12 protein-coding genes are annotated in these 15,835 nt (G+C 68.8%); 2 read left to right on the top strand and 10 right to left on the bottom strand.

Annotated features, from left to right (window positions below):
• Nucleotides 1-135 precede the first annotated feature (135 nt).
• The 3 genes from AB0C21_RS41910 to AB0C21_RS41920 are packed head-to-tail and all read right to left on the bottom strand — an operon-like array spanning nucleotide 136 to nucleotide 3,708.
• The gene (locus tag AB0C21_RS41910; protein WP_500211942.1) at nucleotides 136-1,191 is read right to left on the bottom strand and encodes a P1 family peptidase; all 1,056 of its coding nucleotides are present in this window, start codon (nucleotides 1,189-1,191) and stop codon (nucleotides 136-138) included.
• Entirely contained in the window at nucleotides 1,184-2,383 is a 1,200-nt protein-coding gene (locus AB0C21_RS41915) for a dipeptidase (RefSeq protein ID WP_500211943.1), read from the bottom strand. The genes AB0C21_RS41910 and AB0C21_RS41915 overlap by 8 nt, the downstream gene beginning before the upstream one ends.
• On the bottom strand, nucleotides 2,383-3,708 hold the full coding sequence (locus AB0C21_RS41920; protein ID WP_500211945.1) for a serine hydrolase domain-containing protein: 1,326 nt from the start codon (nucleotides 3,706-3,708) through the stop codon (nucleotides 2,383-2,385). The genes AB0C21_RS41915 and AB0C21_RS41920 overlap by 1 nt, the downstream gene beginning before the upstream one ends.
• Nucleotides 3,709-3,960: 252 nt before the next feature.
• Between AB0C21_RS41920 and AB0C21_RS41925 the strand changes: the two genes are divergently transcribed.
• Together AB0C21_RS41925 and AB0C21_RS41930 are read left to right on the top strand one after the other, a co-directional pair.
• Entirely contained in the window at nucleotides 3,961-4,806 is an 846-nt protein-coding gene (locus AB0C21_RS41925) for a M55 family metallopeptidase (protein ID WP_500211947.1), read from the top strand.
• Nucleotide 4,807: 1 nt separating this feature from the next.
• Nucleotides 4,808-6,559, top strand: coding sequence for a PucR family transcriptional regulator (locus AB0C21_RS41930; protein WP_500211948.1), 1,752 nt, complete (start codon nucleotides 4,808-4,810; stop codon nucleotides 6,557-6,559).
• Here the strand turns inward: AB0C21_RS41930 and AB0C21_RS41935 are convergent.
• From AB0C21_RS41935 to AB0C21_RS41965, 7 genes are all read right to left on the bottom strand, one after another.
• A complete protein-coding gene (locus AB0C21_RS41935; RefSeq protein WP_500211950.1) occupies nucleotides 6,459-8,315 on the bottom strand; it encodes a S9 family peptidase in 1,857 nt (618 codons plus the stop codon). The genes AB0C21_RS41930 and AB0C21_RS41935 overlap by 101 nt on opposite strands.
• Nucleotides 8,312-9,013 (bottom strand): cysteate racemase, encoded by a 702-nt coding sequence (gene cuyB / locus AB0C21_RS41940; protein ID WP_500211978.1) that lies wholly within the window; start codon nucleotides 9,011-9,013, stop codon nucleotides 8,312-8,314. Before cuyB ends, AB0C21_RS41935 begins: the two co-directional genes overlap by 4 nt.
• 36 nt (nucleotides 9,014-9,049) lie before the next feature.
• A complete protein-coding gene (locus AB0C21_RS41945) occupies nucleotides 9,050-10,177 on the bottom strand; it encodes an alanine racemase (RefSeq protein WP_500211951.1) in 1,128 nt (375 codons plus the stop codon).
• 20 nt (nucleotides 10,178-10,197) lie between these two features.
• Nucleotides 10,198-11,136: an oligopeptide/dipeptide ABC transporter ATP-binding protein gene (locus tag AB0C21_RS41950; RefSeq protein WP_500211953.1), complete on the bottom strand. Its 939-nt coding sequence runs from the start codon at nucleotides 11,134-11,136 to the stop codon at nucleotides 10,198-10,200.
• Between the two features lie 62 nt (nucleotides 11,137-11,198).
• Nucleotides 11,199-13,118, bottom strand: a complete 1,920-nt coding sequence (locus AB0C21_RS41955) for a dipeptide/oligopeptide/nickel ABC transporter permease/ATP-binding protein (RefSeq protein WP_500211955.1) — start codon at nucleotides 13,116-13,118, stop codon at nucleotides 11,199-11,201.
• 1 nt (nucleotide 13,119) lies between these two features.
• Nucleotides 13,120-14,130: an ABC transporter permease gene (locus AB0C21_RS41960; RefSeq protein ID WP_500211956.1), complete on the bottom strand. Its 1,011-nt coding sequence runs from the start codon at nucleotides 14,128-14,130 to the stop codon at nucleotides 13,120-13,122.
• 76 nt (nucleotides 14,131-14,206) lie between these two features.
• Nucleotides 14,207-15,784 (bottom strand): ABC transporter substrate-binding protein, encoded by a 1,578-nt coding sequence (locus tag AB0C21_RS41965; RefSeq protein ID WP_500211958.1) that lies wholly within the window; start codon nucleotides 15,782-15,784, stop codon nucleotides 14,207-14,209.
• Nucleotides 15,785-15,835: the final 51 nt, after the last annotated feature.

The raw sequence follows: 15,835 nt of genomic DNA on the forward strand, positions 1-15,835 counted from the left end.
CCCTGTGTCCACGCAGGTGATCAAGCAGTACTCCGGGACGAGCGGCTGGGCCCGTTTGCGAACTTGGACCGCATGGCCGCGCTTATCACTCACCCGTCGGAACATGCCCTGCACCGGTCGAACTGGCCGGACGGCCTACCGGAGCGGCGCTGGACCCTCCGCCCTGCCGTGACGGGCGATTACATCGTCCAGCGAGAGTGCCTCCGCGACCGTCCCGTTGCGTCCCTGGGTCGTCTCGGCGGCCAGCAGGCAGTTCAGTACGGCCTCCTCGGTGCTGTCCAGGCAGGCTTCGAAGAGCACTGACAACGAGGTGTCGGGCAGCGGAGGTTCTTCGCGCCGAATTCCGAAAGCGACGGCGTACTCACCGCTCTCGTGACTGTAAGCGCCGCCGACGCGCGCAAGTCCGTAGACCGCTCGTCGTGCCAGCCTCGTCAGCTGCCTGGCGTCCATTGGGGCATCGGTGGCCACCACCAATACGCACGAGCCGTGGGAAGGGATGACGTCACCGCGCGGTCCTCGGGGCACCTCGGTTCCGGCGATTCGCAGGTTCCCCCCGAAGTTCGCCTGGACGAGGACGCCGATGGTCACCGCTCGGCCGTCCGCCTCCACCACGCGCGACGACGTTCCGATTCCCGCCTTGTAGCCGAGGGCGACGGTCCCGGTCCCCGCACCGACACAGCCTTGCGCCACCGGGCCGGACGAGGCGGAAGAGATGGCGGACAGCACGTGCTCTTCGGTCACCGGGCGACGCCGGATGTCGGAGAGCGCGCCGTCATTGCACTCGCCGACAATCGGGTTGAACGACAGCACCCCGTCGTTGGCGGAATCGCTCATCATCCATGACACCAAGGCGTCTGCGGCGCGGAAAGCGGAAAGCGTCGCGGTGAGGATGATCGGCGACTCGATCTCGCCCAACTCCACCAGTTGTGTCGCGCCTATGAATTTGCCACGGCCGTTGCCGACGAAGAACCCCGCCGGCACCGGCGCCCTCGGCCCGATGCGGGGCGGGAGGACCGCGGTGACTCCAGTGTGGATATCGGGTTCGTCTCTGATCGTCGTGTGCCCGACCAGGACCCCTGGCACATCGGTGATCGCGTTGTGCGTGCCATGCTTCCAGCGCCCGGTCCGGAGTCCGAGTTCGACGGCGCGGGAGCTTCGCGTGTCGCCGAAGCGTTCGACGTCATCAGGCATGGCTGCGGCTGACCTCCTCGTTCAGTTCTAGGACGCGGAGCACGTTGGCGCCGATGATCTTACGAAGATCGCTGTCCGAGTAACCGCGTTCCAGCAGTTCAGCAACGAGACGCGGGTATGCGCTGACGTCCTCGAGGCCCTCGGGGGCGTCCACGCAGCCGTCGTAGTCGCCGCCGATCCCGATGCCGTCGATTCCGGCGACCTCACGTGCGTGATCGATGTGGTCGGCGAAGTCGGCGACGGTAACGGGGGGCTGGGGGTTGCGCTCCAGCCAGCGGCGTACCTCCGGCGTTGACTCGCCCTGGCCGGGGTCGTCGTGTTCGGCCCGCACGCTGCTCAGTTCCCTTGTCCAGTCGGTGCGCGCCTGGGAGAGAAAGCCCGGCACCAGTGCCACCATCAAGACACCGCCGTTGTCCGGGAGTCGGAGGAGGACATCGTCCGGAACGTTGCGCCGCGAGTCGCAGATCGCGGTGCAGCACGAGTGGGAGAAGATGACCGGAGCCGCCGTCGTGTCCAGTGCGTCGTGCATCGTTTGGCTCGACACGTGGGACAGGTCGACCATCATGCCCAGCCGGTTCATCTCGCTGACGACGGACTTGCCGAAGTCGGACAGCCCGCCGTGTCTGGGGACGTCCGTCGCCGAGTCCGCCCAGCCTGTGTTGTCGTTGTGCGTCAGGGTCATGTAGCGCGCGCCGAGCGTGAAGAGGACCCGGAGCACCCCTAGCGACCCGGCGATCGAATGGCCTCCCTCAAGACCGATGAGAGAGGCGATTCGCCCGGCCCCGAACGCGTCGCGGACGTCCGCGGCGGTGCGGGCGGGCTGGAAGGTCTCGGGATGCGCGCGGGTCAGCCGATGGATGAAGTCGATCTGCTCCAGGGTCGCGACCACCGCTTCGGGCTCCGGCAGATCCGAGGGGACGTACGCCGACCAGAACTGCGCGCCGACTCGGCCTTCTCTCAGCCGGGGAATGTCCGTACGCAGGGTCGGCTGGCGTGCGGCGATGTCGGCGCGGGCCAAGTCGTAGTCAAAGGCGGTGCGCATGGCGTACGGCAGGTCGTTGTGCCCATCGATCAGCGGCGCGGCGTCGAGCACGGCGAGCGCCTTTGCGAGCCAGGAGGCGGCGCCGCCGGACCGGGCTCCGGTCCGTACGTGGTCGGCCGCCGAGCCGTCGGGTACGTTCGTCGAGGTCATTAAGGGATTCTCCGATTCGCGCGCATGCCGAAATGCAGGTATGACTCACCGGCGATGTCGATGAGCGAAAGCGGGCTCAGCACACCGCTGGCCGATGTCCGTGCGTACACGCCGCCGTCCTCAGAACGGACGACGGCATGGCGTTCGGACTCGCCGGTGATCCTTGTATCGGTCACGACCAGTTCCGCTCCGGTCGAGCTGGAACTGACGGTCAGCCGCGTGCCCAGGCGGGCGTACATGCCGTCCAGCAGGCCATCGTTGCAGGGCTGTGTGTCACTGGACGGAAGGTAGTGGGTGACATCGCAGTTCCATCGCTCCGCGGCCTCCGCGGTGAACATGTCCTCGAAGAGGGCCCGGGAGTCACCGCCGTTGGCCAAGAGCACGAAGACCGCGTTGTGTTCCGGAAGTATTCGAAGGTAAGCGTTCTGGCCCGCGCTCCGGCCGCCGTGCCCGAAGCCGGTGGTCCCTCCCCAGTCGTAGATCTCCCAGGCGAGACCCCAGCCGCGCAGGGGCCACGGCACCGCATAGGGCAGACGCCCTTCCAGGCATCGCATCCGGCCGATGCCATCGGCCGACAGGATGCTGACCGGTGGATCAGGCAGGAAGGCCCGGGCGAACGCGACGACGTCCGCCGCGGTCGCGCAGATGGCGCCGGCCGGGCCGTTGGAGCGAGGCAGGCTCCAGGGATCCGCCGGTTCCCCGGAGAAGTGGCCGATCGCCGTACTGAACCGCAATGCCTCTTCGGGGAGCGTCACCGTGGCGCGCAGGCCGAGCGGTTCGATCAGTCGTTCGGCCAGTGCACGGTCCCACGACCGCCGGGTGAGAAGTTCGATGATCCGGCCGAGGACGACGTAGCCGGCGTTGGAGTACGAGACACCGGTCCCCGGCTTGAAGATCATTTGATGGGTCCGGCACAGCTCGACGTACCGCTCCAGGCAGTCGTCGCCTCGTCCCGTGTCGGTGAAGAAGTCTCCGTCGATGCCGCTCATGTGCGAAAGCGCGTGCCGTACGGTCGCCGTTCCGAACGATGAGGCGCTTGCGCCGCCGCGGGGGGCCGGCAGGACGTCGTCGATGGCCGTGTCCAGGCTCAGCGCACGCTCCTCGACCAGCTGCATGACCAAGGCCGCTGTCCATACCTTGGTGATCGAACCGGTCTGGAAGAGCGACTGCGGGGTCACGGGCACGCCGGTCATGACGTTCGTGACCCCGGCGGCCGCCGTCACCAGTCGCCCGTCGTCGAGGATCGCCAGCGAAGCTCCGGGTACGGCCCGGGTGAGGCGGGCCGCCTCGAGCCTGGCGGCCAACGCGCTGAAGGTGCCTGGCATGTGACTCTCCACAGGAAGCCGGGCCTCTCGTGTGAGGCGAGGGCGTATGGCCGACGATGCTAAGCGGGCCCGCGCCGTGCCGACTTGTTCCTTGGCACAGCTATCCGGGCCCGATCTGTCCATCTTTCACTAATGCCGGCGTAGTGTTCCGCGCTAGTTTGCGGTAGAAATTCTGGTGGCCATACAGGTTCTGATCTGCGCTTATCCGTGGATCAGGACCGGGCTGCCGGGCTCGGAGGGATGGAGGGCCTTGTGCGTGTGTACGTGTCCGCCGACATGGAGGGCGTGGCAGGCGTCGTCAACTTGGACCAGACGGTGCGTGGCGGCCACGGCTACGCCTTGGCTCAGGGGCTGATGACCGCGGAGGTCAATGCCGCGATCGCCGGGGCGTTCGACGCCGGGGCGACGTCGGTGACCGTCAACGACGCCCACGGAACGATGGACAACCTGGTTCCGGACGAGCTCGACCCCCGTGCCCGCCTTCTGTCCGGCTTGGCCAAGCCCTCGTCGATGATGGCGGGCCTGACCCCCGACTGCGACCTGGCGATCTTCATCGGATATCACGCGGCCGCGGGCACCGATGGAGTGCTGGCGCACAGCTTCTCGTCCCACTTCCACCGGCTGCGCCTCGGTGGCCGGCTCATGTCCGAGGCCGATGTGAACGCCATCTATGCCGCATCGCTCGGGGTTCCGGTCGGGCTCGTGAGCGGTGACGCGGCCCTCTGTCGCGATCTGTCGCCCGGGATGCCCGCGGCGTCGATGGTCAGTGTGAAGGAGGCGGCCGGCTGGAGCGCGGCGGACAGCCTCCACCCCACCAGGGCGTGCGATCTGATCCGGGAGGGCGCGGCCAGTGCCGTCGAGGCGGCGGGCTCGCTGATCGTCGCTGACATTCCGCCGGAGCTGACTCTCGAGGTGGACATGGCGATGCCCACCGCCGCCGATCTGGCCGCGCAGATTCCCGGGAGCGAGCGGGTCTCCCCGTCGACCGTCCGGCACACGGTGGCCACACCGCGAGAGGTCCTGGGGCTGATCTCGGTCTGGAGCCGGCTGGCGGCCGATGCCGCACGAGAACGCGCCGGGCTGATTCAACGTCGGTGAAATGGCGACCGAGGGGAGGAACCCTATGGGGGATCGGGGAATCAGCGTCGACGCCCTTCTTGACCGACTGGGCACCACGGTGCTCACGCCCGTGAACTCGCCCCCCAACGGCGGCGCGTCGCTGACCAGGCTGCTGGTGCGCGACCCGGACGTCGAATCGCCCGAGATCTGCGACGCGGTATTGCTCGGTGCCGATCTGGCCGAAGCGCCGCAGGTGGCCGACCAGTTGGAGGCGCTCTGTCCGGGTGGGCTCGCGGCGTTGATCGTGGGCCCCGGAACGGTCCTGGACGACCACTGTCTCGAGCTGTCCGAGCGGCATGGGGTGGCCCTGATTCGCTCGACGGGTGCGCTCAGCTGGTCGCAGCTCGCGGAGGCGATCTGGCGACTGCTCGCCGTCAGCGAGCAGCCGATCGCCGGCGACAGCTTCCTCGCCACGACCGCCGACCTGTTCGAGCTGGCCAACACGGTCAGCACGCTCATCGGCGCACCGGTGACGATCGAGAACCTGTCGTCCGACGTCCTGGCCTTCTCGCACAACCAACAGGACGTGGATCCGGCGCGGACCGCCTCGATCCTCGGCCTGCGGGTGCCGGACCGGTGGCAGGAGGAGTACCGCAGCACCGGCATCTACGGCCGGATCTACCAGCAGAAGCACGCGGTCTGGGTTCCCTCGATCGACGGGATGCGACGGCGGCTCGCGGTGGCGGTCACCGCGGGGCACGAGGTCCTCGGCTCCATGTGGGCCGCCATCGCCGAAACGCCGACTCCCGGGCAGATCGCGGCATTCGAGAGCGCCGCGGACTTCGCCGCGGTACTCCTGTTGCGACGCCACCACGAAGCCGACCCGCATCGCCGCCGCCAGGAGGATCTCCTGCGGGCGGTACTGGACGGCACGTCCGCGGCCCACGACGCCGCATTTGAGCTCGGCCTCGGCGACCGTTCGATCTGCGTGCTGGCGGCGCGGGTGATCGAAAGGCCGAGCGGCGCCCGCACGGAGCGATCGATGACGAGGGCGGCGCGACGGGCGAGCCAGCAGCGGCTACGCCAATCCCTCTCCCTGCACCTGATCAGCAGTAATCCGCGTGTCACGGTCGCGATGTCGGAGAGTTGCGTGCACGTGGTCTACCCGCTCGCGGCCAAAGCCGAGGACGCGCAGCGCGCCGTGGACGCCGCGCGGGTGCACGTCTTCCGCGCCGAGCCGAATGAGCAGGTGATCATCGGAGTGGGGCGGGTCGCCCGCGATGTCGACGAGATCCCGCTTTCGCGCGCCGATGCCGACGGCGTTCTTGATCTCTTGGCCGTGGAACACGGACTGGCCCGGGTGGCCTCGGTGACCGACGTCCAAGGTCACCTTCTGCTCCAGCAGACCCGCCGCAGCACCAGCAACCGCGGCCTGCGACCGTCCAGGGCGCTCGCAGCCCTGTACGCCTACGACGCCGACCACAACGCCGGCCTGGTGGACGCGCTCGCCGCCTATCTCGACTGTTTCGGCAACGCGCCACGCGCCGCCGAGCGGTTGCACATCCATCCGAATACGCTGCGCTATCGGATGCGGAGCGTCGTACGGATAGCCGGGATCGACCTGGAGGACACCAGCGTCCGATTCGAACTCATGCTGCAGTTGCGGTTGCACGCTGACTTATGGACCGCCGTCAAGGCCTCATATGCCGGTCCAGCCACGCGAGAACACGCCGCATCACGTCGATCTGATGTTCCTTCTCGCGCAGCACGTGAGGTTCTCGCGGATACGTGACCATCTGAACGTCGACGCCCGCCGCGCGCAGGGCTCGGTCGAAGGCGACGGCCTGGTCCACCGGTATCCGCCGGTCCGACTCGCCGTGCAGGATGAGCACGGGCGTGCACACCAGATGCGAGTGGGAGAGGGGCGAACGCCGGCGCATCAAGGTCGCGTGGCCCACGGGGCGTTCGTCGCCGTCCAGCCACGACCCTGCGCCGACGAACGCCGCCTCGGTCATCGGTTTGTCGCTGGTCCGGATGAGCGCTCGCCAGTCCGCCACACCTGCACCCATGATCGCGGCTTTGAACCGCCGCGTTCGGGTGATCGCCCACGCCGCGAGGTATCCGCCCTGGCTCCACCCTCCGATGGCGAGCCGCTCGGGATCCGCCAGACCAAGCGCGATCGCCCTCTCCAATGCGCTTTCCACGTCGTCCCACTCGGCGCCGCCCACGTCCCCGCGTGCGGCGGCCGCGAATCGATGGCCCCGCCCCAAGCCGCCCCGATAGTTCGGCATCAACACCAGATAGCCGGACGCCGCGAGCAGCGCACCCCAATCCTGGGGTGAGCAATGCACGCCCAGGTTCGATCGCCGGTACGGACCGCCGTGCGGCAGGACGACCGTGGGATGAGGCCCCGCTGTCCCGGACGGCGGTGTGATCGCCACAACGTCGATCTCCCAGCCATCCGTGCTCGTGCTGACGTAACTCGACACGGCTCCGAGCCGCACGTCCGCCAGTGCGGCACCGTGGTCCGAGCGCTGGACCAGATGGCCGGGCGGCCCGGACCAGACCTCCGCGTGGGACGACCGCGTCTGGGCGACCGCGGCGATTCGTCCAGAGCCGCAGACGTCGAGGTCCAGCAGATCGCCATCGAGCCGCTCCACGTCGCGCCACTCGTTCAGCCGCAGGTCGAATGCGCGAACGACGCTGTCCAGCCGTACGGCCAGCGCGGTCACCACGGTGGCCGGCTGAACCGCACGGACCGCGACAACGCATTCGGTCCCGTTCTCGCCTGGGCCCACGATCCGTGGCACGGAACCTGGCCGCGCACCGACCACCCAGACCGTTTCGCCGCCGAGCGGCTCTGCCTCGCAGGGGGCGCGATAGGCGATGGTGTCGCCGTACTCCAGCCAAACCGGCATGCAGGCCCACGGCGCGGCGCACACCCAGTGGACAGCGCCGGAATCGATCTCGACGACACCGATGCGCGCCAGAAAACCGGAATCGGATTCCTGGTCCGGCTGGCCGATGAAAGCGATCGCCTGCGAGTCCGGCGACCACGTCAACGCCGTGAGGTACGAGGCCACCTCGATCCGCCTGGCGACTCGCCGTCGCCCCACATCGACGATCTCGATCACGCTGCGGGCACCGCCCGACACGCCCGACGCGCGGAGACAGGCGACGAAGCGCCCGCAGGGCGCCCAGACGTACTGGCTGATCGACTGCTCCGGTACGTGCAGCGGGACCGCCTCGCGAGCCGCTTCAGAGATCATGTACAGGCCCATGACGCCCCGGCTCTCCCGGTCGGAGAGGAAGGCCAGCGTCGCGCCGCGCGGCGCCCAGCGCGGGGCGCGATTGTCCGTGCCGCTCTCCCAGGTGACGGGCTGGGCGTCTCCGGCCGGCAGGGCCGTCCAGATGACGCCTTCTCCGTTCTGTGTCGCCGTTCCGTTCGGCACGGCGGTCCAGGCGACGGCGTCACCTGCCGCCGACAGCGAGACCTCCTCCGGTCTCGACAGGGCGCAGATCAGTTCGGGTGTCAGGGTTCGGCTCATGACGCGCTCCCCGTGGCCCGCTGCCGTGTCGCGATCGTCACGCACCGCTGGGCGAGGATGAGGCCGGGGTCGATGAGCCGTGCGCCGACCTCTGCGGTCAGCGCCAGGGGAATCTCGGTGCACCCGGCGATGATCGCCTCGCAGCCGTGCTCCACCAGCGCTCGCGCGCACGAGGCGAGCAGCGGGCCGGCCCTGTCCAGGTCGCGGGCTTTGACGTGGGCGATCGCCTGATCGACCCAGGCTTGCTGCTCGTTCGAGGGGGTCAGGCATCCAACGCCGGTCGCGCGCAGTTCGCGCTGGTACAGGCCGGCCGAGACCAGCCCCGAAGTGCCGAGCAGTCCGACGCGCCGCAGCGGCGGCGATGACGCGCGAACAACGCGGCACGTCTCCCGCACCATGTCCACGACGGGGACGCTCACCCGCGCGGACAGCCGCCGCAGGAAGAAGTGGGCGGTGTTGCAAGGTACCGCGATCAGCGTCGCGCCCGCGTTCTCCAACAGGGACAGGCCACGCAGGATGTGGGCGGACGGGTCCGCGCCCATGCCCAGGACGGCAGCGCTGCGGTCGGGGATCGTGCTGTCCGACCACAGGAGGACGGGCAGGTGCTCCTGATCGGTGGCGGCCGGCGTCAGGGCGGTGAGGCGCGTGTAGAACGCCGCCGACGCCGCAGGCCCCATCCCCCCGAGAATGCCCACCACCGGAGCGGACCGGGTCTCTTCGTAGACGATCAAGAGTCAGATCACCAGCCCCCGGCCGTCCACGGGCCATCGTCCGATGATCTCGGAGGAGGCGACTGCGACGAAGTCGTCGGCGAGGTTGACTACAGGGCACACGTGGTTCGGCACCACGATGACGGCCTCGCCGAGCGACGGCAGCGGTCCGCCGCCGGACGTGAGGATCGCGTGGTGGTCATAGAGCCGGGACACCTCCGCCTCCGGATAGGCGGGCAGGTGGCCGTAGCCGCGCAGCACGGGTGGAAGATCCGTCGAGAGCACCTTCGCGCCGGCGTCCAGCACGACGTGGTCGGAGGCGACGCTCACGACCGTTGACTGCACGGAGAGGGCGACGTCATCCCAAGAACAGGACTCGAGCGTCACCTGCCACCGGTCGTTGAAGACGTAAGTCCCGGGACGCTCCTCGGTCACGATGAGGCGGTCGTCGCGAATCGAGGTGGGAGATGATCCCGCGCTGAGCTCGGCCACCTCGAAGCCCTGGCTCCGCAGCGTCTCGGCGTGCATCGCGAGCGAGCGCACCTCGTCCGACGCGGCCGCTCGCACCGTGTCGGCTCCGGCGTAGGAGTGCCCGCCGTGGGTGAAGATGCCGGCCAGGGACAACCCGGCCGCGTCGACGGCGCGGGCGATCGACAGTGACTCCGCGGGCGTCCTGACGCCGCTGCGCCCGCCTCCGCAGTCGATCTCTATCATCATCTCGACCCGTGCCTCCCGGCCCTTGGCCACGGCGCCGACGAGTTCGGCTCCGGCCGTCGAGTCGACGCCCAGCCGCAGGCGGCGGGTGTTCGCAGCCAGCCACCTGACCATGTTCTGCTTCACGCCGGCCGGCCAGACCGGGTAGGCGACGAAGACGTCCTCGATCCCGGCCTCCACGAACGCCGCCGCCTCGGACAGCGTCGCGACCGTGAGGCCGACCGCGCCGGCGGCCAGCTGCTTCATCGCGATGCGCCGCGACTTGTGGGTCTTCGCGTGCGGGCGTATCGTCGCTCCGCGCGATGCCGTCAGGGAGGCCATCCGTGCGATGTTGCGCTCAACCCGGTCCAGGTCGACCACGATGGCGGGAGAGGCGACGCCCTCATGAACGGGAAAACCCGAGGGCGAGATGCTCTTGTCGTAGGGAACGTGAACCACTGCCGGCCTCCTGGCACGGGTTAGGACTGGGCGGTGCGGTGCTCGCCGCGATCCAACGACTCTGCGAAATGGCAAGCGGCCTGGTGAAGACGCCGCCCGGTCTGCGCTCTCGGGTCCTCGCGGAGGCAGATCTGCCGCTCCGGCACCGCGGCAGGGCCGCAGGGGCAGCGGGCCGCGAACGCGCAACCGGTGGCAGTGACCTGAATCGGCCGCGTGATGGTCGGCGTGGAGGTCGTCAGCGGGACGACCGGCCGCGCAGTGTCCCCGGAGGCCGACGGCACCGCTGACAGGAGTTCTCGGGTGTAGGGATGCTGCGGTGCGCCGATCAGCTCGTCCGTGGGCGCGGATTCGATGATCCGACCGGCGAACATGACGACGATGGATTCGCTCATGTACCGGACCACCGGGAGGTCGTGGGAGATGAACAGCAACCCGAAATTGAGCTCGCGCTGCACCTCCCGCAGCACGTTGAGGACCGAACCCTGCACCGAGACGTCGAGCGCGGACGTGATCTCGTCAGCGATCAGGAAACGGGGTGCCACGGCGAGCGCCCGCGCCAGGGCGACCCGCTGCCGCTGGCCGCCGGACAGCGCGGACGGCAGGCGCTCCGCGGTCGCAGGGTCGAGGGAGACGAGTTCGAGCAGTTCCTCCATCCGCTTCGGCACACCTGGCGGGGCATCCGGTCGCCGGACGCCGATCGCTTCCCGTAGTGCCGCGCCAACGGTCATTCGCGGGTTGAGCGAGGAGTACGGGTCCTGGAAGACCATCTGCGCATTGGTGCGCAGCACGGCGCGATCCCGCCGGCTTCTGCCCAGGGCCCGCCCGTCGAGTGTCACAGCACCCGCCGAAGGCGGGACCAGACCCACGAGCACTCGTGCGAGCGTCGACTTGCCGGACCCGGACTCTCCGAGGATGCCGAGCACCTCGCCCTCGCGGACCTGCAGGGTCACGTCGTCCACCGCGGGCCCCACCCCCTGGGACCGCTCGAACCGGACTGTCAGGCCGGATACACCCAGTGATTTCATGACCTCTCCGATATCCGGGTCGCGGGCGCGTCCTCGTGCGGATGCCAGCACGCGACCCGAGCTCCTTGGTCAGACTCGGCCAGCACCGGCTCGGTCGTCGTGCACAGGTCATCGGACCGCGGACAGCGTGGCGCGAAAGGACAGCCCCCGGCGGCTCCGTCGGCGCTCAGCGGCCGACCGGCGATCGTCGCCAGCGGACGGCGGCGGTCCGTGGACATCGTGGGAACCGCGGCCAGCAGCGCGTGGGTGTAGGGATGCCGTGCCTGTGCGCTTCCCTTGCTCACGGAGAGCTCCTCGACGACCCGGCCGGCGTACATCACCAGGACGCGTGTGCAGACGTCGAGGATGAGGCCGATGTCGTGGGAGATGAGGACGACGGCGACTCCGTCGCGCTCATTCACGTTCTTGAGCAGGTCGATGATCTGGCGCTGAGTGGTCACGTCGAGGGCGGTGGTGGGCTCGTCGGCGATGATCAGCTCGGGGTCGCACATCATGCTCATCGCGATCATCACCCGCTGGCGCATCCCGCCTGAGAACTGGTCCGGCCGCTCGCGCAGCCGCCGCGACGCGCCGGGGATGCGCACCGCCGCGAGGCGCTCGGCCGCCAACGACCACGCGGCTCGGCGGCGCGTCCCGTGATGGATCCGGGGGGCCTCGGCGAGTTGCGTGCCGATCCGAAGAAGCGGGTTCAGCGAGGACATCGGGTCCTGGAAGATCATCCCGAGCGAGGTGGCGTACATCCGCCGTCGTGCTGCCGGGCTCAGGCTTCGCGGGTCCGTCCCCTTGAAGGTCAGGTGTTCGGCGTGCACGCGTGCGTTCGGCGGTGCCAGGCCGGCGAGCGCCATCGCCGACATGCTCTTACCGCTGCCGGACTCCCCGACGATGCCGACGAACTCGCCCTGGCTGATCTTGATATCGAACGCGGTGACAGCGGTGACCGCCGCTTCGCCGGTTCCGAGGTCGACCCGCAGTCCGGAGGCTGACAGCAGGACCCCTTCATCGGCGATGCGAGCCGATGCCGGAGCCTTCACGGGAAGTCGTGTGCCCACGTCCGACGTACGGGCCTTGTGTCGTGGGTGGGTGCGCCATCGTCCGCTGGCGACGGTCGCGAACGTCTCGCCGACGAAGTTGATCACGATTCCGGCCAAGATGATCGCAATGCCCGGCCCGAGGGCTGCGAGCGGGCTCTCGTAGATGTCGTCGAGCCCCTGGCTGAGCATCTGTCCCCAGTCATAGGCGGGAGGTTGCACGCCGAGGCCCAGGAAGGACATCCCGGACAGGAACAGGAGGGCGCCGCCGATCGCGAACGTGGTGTTGAGGATGAGCGGTTCGGCGATGTTGGGGAGCACGTGGCGGAACAGGATGCTCCGCCGCGACAGCCCGAGAATCCTGGCCGCCGCCACGTAGTCGCGGCTCGTCACGGACGCGGAGAGGGTCTGCGCCAGGCGCGCGAAACTCGGCGCGAACGCGATGGCGACGGCGACGACCGCGCCGGTTCCGCCGACGCCCAGGACGACCGAGAGGAACATGACCAGCAGCAGGTCGGGAAACGACAGCCAGATGTCGAGGACGCTTGAGAAGAAGCGCAGGAACCGGCGGCCGAGCAGCGTGGACAGCGCGCCGAGCAGGACGCCTGCCGCCGCTCCGGACAGGGCGGCGACCAGGGCCAGGAGCAGGCTCGTGCGGGTCGCCACAAGAAGCCTGCTGAACACGTCGCGACCGAGATTGTCGGTTCCCAGCGGGTGGCGGAGCGAAACGCCGGCCAGCAGGTGGTCGGTGTCGACGGCAGTCGCCTGGTGGCCTAGGAGGAACGGGGCGATGGCCGCCACGAGCGTCAGGGCAAGTGTGCCGGCGACCCCGATGAGCGCACCGGGAGTCAGGAGCAGGGCGGGCAGACCCCCTCTTCTCGATCTCATCTCATGCTCCTCGGATCGCCGAACGCGGATCGACCACCGACAGCGCGATGTCGACCAGCAGATTGCTGATCAGGACGAACGAGCCGAGCAGCAGCGCGATCGCCTGGACGACCTGGTAGTCCTTGGCCAGGATCGACTGCACGAGGGCGGTGCCCATGCCCGGCCAGGCGAACACGTTCTCGACCAGCACGGTGCCGCCGATCAGGCCGGGGAGCATCATGCCGCTGATGGTCAGCACCGAGGTCAGAATGTTCGGCAGGGCATGGCGGGCGTACATGTGGACAACGCCGGTCCGCTTGCTGCGTGCGGTCCGCATGTAGTCCAGATCGAGCACGGCCAGGGTCTCGACGCGGACGATGCGTGCGAGGTGCCCGGCCAGCCCCAGCGAGAGGGAGAGCACCGGAAGCAGGTAGCTCGCCGGTCCCCGTTGCCCCGCCGCCGGCAGGTATCTCAGTGTCACCGCGAATACGAAGATCAGGCCGACGGAGGTGAGGAAGGAGGGGATCGCCCCGACCAGGCCCGTGACGAAGGTGAAGAGGTCATCGAGCCACCGACGGCGTCCCCCGCGAGTCAGGACGGCGATCGAGAACCCCAGTGGAAGAGCGATGACCAGAATGACGGCGAAGGCGAGGAACGCGATCTGCAGCGTGGGCAGCAGGCGGTGCGACAGGACACTGGACACCGACTCGCCGGTCGCCACCGAGTGGCCGAGCCGTCCGTGCACGACGTCGCCGAGGTACATCGCGAACTGCTGCGGCAGCGGCTGGTCGAGGCCGAGTTCGTGGCGCTTCGCCTTGATCATCTCGGCCGTGGCCCCCATCGGCAGCGAGGACCTGACCGGATCCCCGGGCACCAGATGGATCATGAAGAAGGTCAGTGCGAGTAGCACGCCGAGGGCGACCACGATCCGCGCCGACCGGCGTATCGCGAACGCGAGCCAGCCGTTCGCGGCGAGCCGGCCGCGGGCACCGGTCGTGGTTCGACCTCGCTGCGCGAGGGTGTCGATGCTCATGTACCACCTCTCTCGTCGGGGGCGGTGTGCGGGCGGTGCATGGCCGCCCGCACACCGTTGCCGCAGGCGGCAGGGGCTAGTTCGTCCGGATGCTCGTCGGGATGACCGTTCCGGCGCCGACCTCGAACTTCACGCCGTTGCCGAAGAAGGTGGAGGGTTGGGCGGAGACCGGAACCACGTTCACCGCGCGGATCAGGTCCTTGCCCGCCTTGTCCCAGGCGGCGCATGCGGATGCCCCCGTGGCCGAGTACGCCGCCTGAGCATCAGCGGTGTACTGCGGATTGTCGATCGCGGAGAAGTTGGTCCCCTTGGGGGGCTGTGCGCCGGAGAACTGGCCCACGAGGTTGGGCGGAAGCTGGTCAGAGGCTCTGGCCAGTGCCACGTCACCCCAGTTGCCGGACTTGCTCCACCGGCCGTCGATCGCGGCGGGGGTCAGGGGCGTCGCCTTCACGTCGATGCTCAGGTCCTGGGTCCACTGGCCTGCCAGGAGCTGAGCCGCGGCGACCGAGGTCTGCGCGTTCGACGGGTAGATCAGCGTCAGGGCGAGACGCTTGCCGTTCTTGGCCCGTTTGCCGTCGGCCTGCTTGGTCCAGCCCGCTTGGTCGAGGGACTTGTTCGCCGCGGCCACGTCATAGGCGGGGAGGACGCCGGTCGTGATGTCGGCGGTGCAGGGTTCGGATCCGCCGTCGGTGAGCCTGGTCGCGACCGTCCCCAGGGAGCCGGTGTTCACCTTCGCGACCTGGCCGAGGTTCGTCGCCTGCACCAGTGCGCGGCGGACCGTCTCATCGGCCAGGATGCGGCCTGTCGACTGATTGAAGAACAGCTCCGAGGTGATGTGGGGGTAGGACTGGGCGTACAGATGGGCGGCGTTCAGCCGTTTGACGTCGGGGCCGCGGATATCGGCGATGTTGAGGCCGGCGGTCAGCAGCTGGTTGGCGGCGGTGCTCTCGTTGTTCGACACCTCGACCGTCAGCTTGCCGGGAAAGTGCGCGACACCGGTCGTGGCCCCGTTGGGTCCCCAGGTGTAGCCGGCTCTCGGCACGAAGTTGTAGGTGTGGCCCGGCGTCGCCGATGTGAGCTTGAAGGGGCCGGTCCCATCAGTCCCGGCGGCGAGCTTTCCGCGGTTCGCCAGGCTCGACGGACAGACGATATAGACCTTCGAGAGCTGTTCGAGGATGAATCCGTTCGGCTTCGCGAACGTGATGGTGAGCCGGCCGGCGGCGCCGTCGGCGGTGACGGTGTAGCCGGATTGCGGCAGTACCGAGCCGAACAGCGGCGACTGGTTCGCCGGGTTCTTGATCCAGTTGAAGTTCGAGGCGACGTCCTCGACGGTGAGTTCGTGTCCGTCGTCGCACTTCACTCCCTTCACCAGGGTGAAGGTCGCTTGAGTGGCAGTGGCCGTCCACGTCTTGGCCAGGTTTGAGACGACACGACCGGATTTGTCGAGTGCGACGAGCGCGTCGTAGGCGAGACCGTCCATCTGCGTGGCTGCGGAGTTCGTCGTCAGGGAGGGATCCAGGTTGCCCGGATCGCTCCGCACTGCGTAGGTGACGGCCGACGAGTCGCCGCTGGAGCCGGTAGAGCAGCCGGCCCCTGCGATAAGGCCGGCGACGGCGACCGGGACGATCGCGCTTCGGATTATGACCTTGCCCATCGAGTCCTCCAGGACTTCCAACTTGGTGGCAGAACAGTACGGCCGACACCA

Source organism: Spirillospora sp. NPDC049024, from assembly GCF_040649235.1.
Taxonomy (GTDB): domain Bacteria; phylum Actinomycetota; class Actinomycetes; order Streptosporangiales; family Streptosporangiaceae; genus Spirillospora.

What these genes read in the sequence shown, in the direction of transcription:
- AB0C21_RS41910 (WP_500211942.1), bottom strand. Translation starts at nt 1,191, where the DNA reads ATGCCTGATGACGTCGAACGCTTCGGCGACACGCGAAGCTCCCGCGCC.
- AB0C21_RS41915 (WP_500211943.1), bottom strand. Translation starts at nt 2,383, where the DNA reads ATGACCTCGACGAACGTACCCGACGGCTCGGCGGCCGACCACGTACGG.
- AB0C21_RS41920 (WP_500211945.1), bottom strand. Translation starts at nt 3,708, where the DNA reads ATGCCAGGCACCTTCAGCGCGTTGGCCGCCAGGCTCGAGGCGGCCCGC.
- AB0C21_RS41930 (WP_500211948.1), top strand. Translation starts at nt 4,808, where the DNA reads ATGGCGACCGAGGGGAGGAACCCTATGGGGGATCGGGGAATCAGCGTC.
- AB0C21_RS41935 (WP_500211950.1), bottom strand. Translation starts at nt 8,315, where the DNA reads ATGAGCCGAACCCTGACACCCGAACTGATCTGCGCCCTGTCGAGACCG.
- AB0C21_RS41955 (WP_500211955.1), bottom strand. Translation starts at nt 13,118, where the DNA reads ATGAGATCGAGAAGAGGGGGTCTGCCCGCCCTGCTCCTGACTCCCGGT.
- AB0C21_RS41960 (WP_500211956.1), bottom strand. Translation starts at nt 14,130, where the DNA reads ATGAGCATCGACACCCTCGCGCAGCGAGGTCGAACCACGACCGGTGCC.
- AB0C21_RS41965 (WP_500211958.1), bottom strand. Translation starts at nt 15,784, where the DNA reads ATGGGCAAGGTCATAATCCGAAGCGCGATCGTCCCGGTCGCCGTCGCC.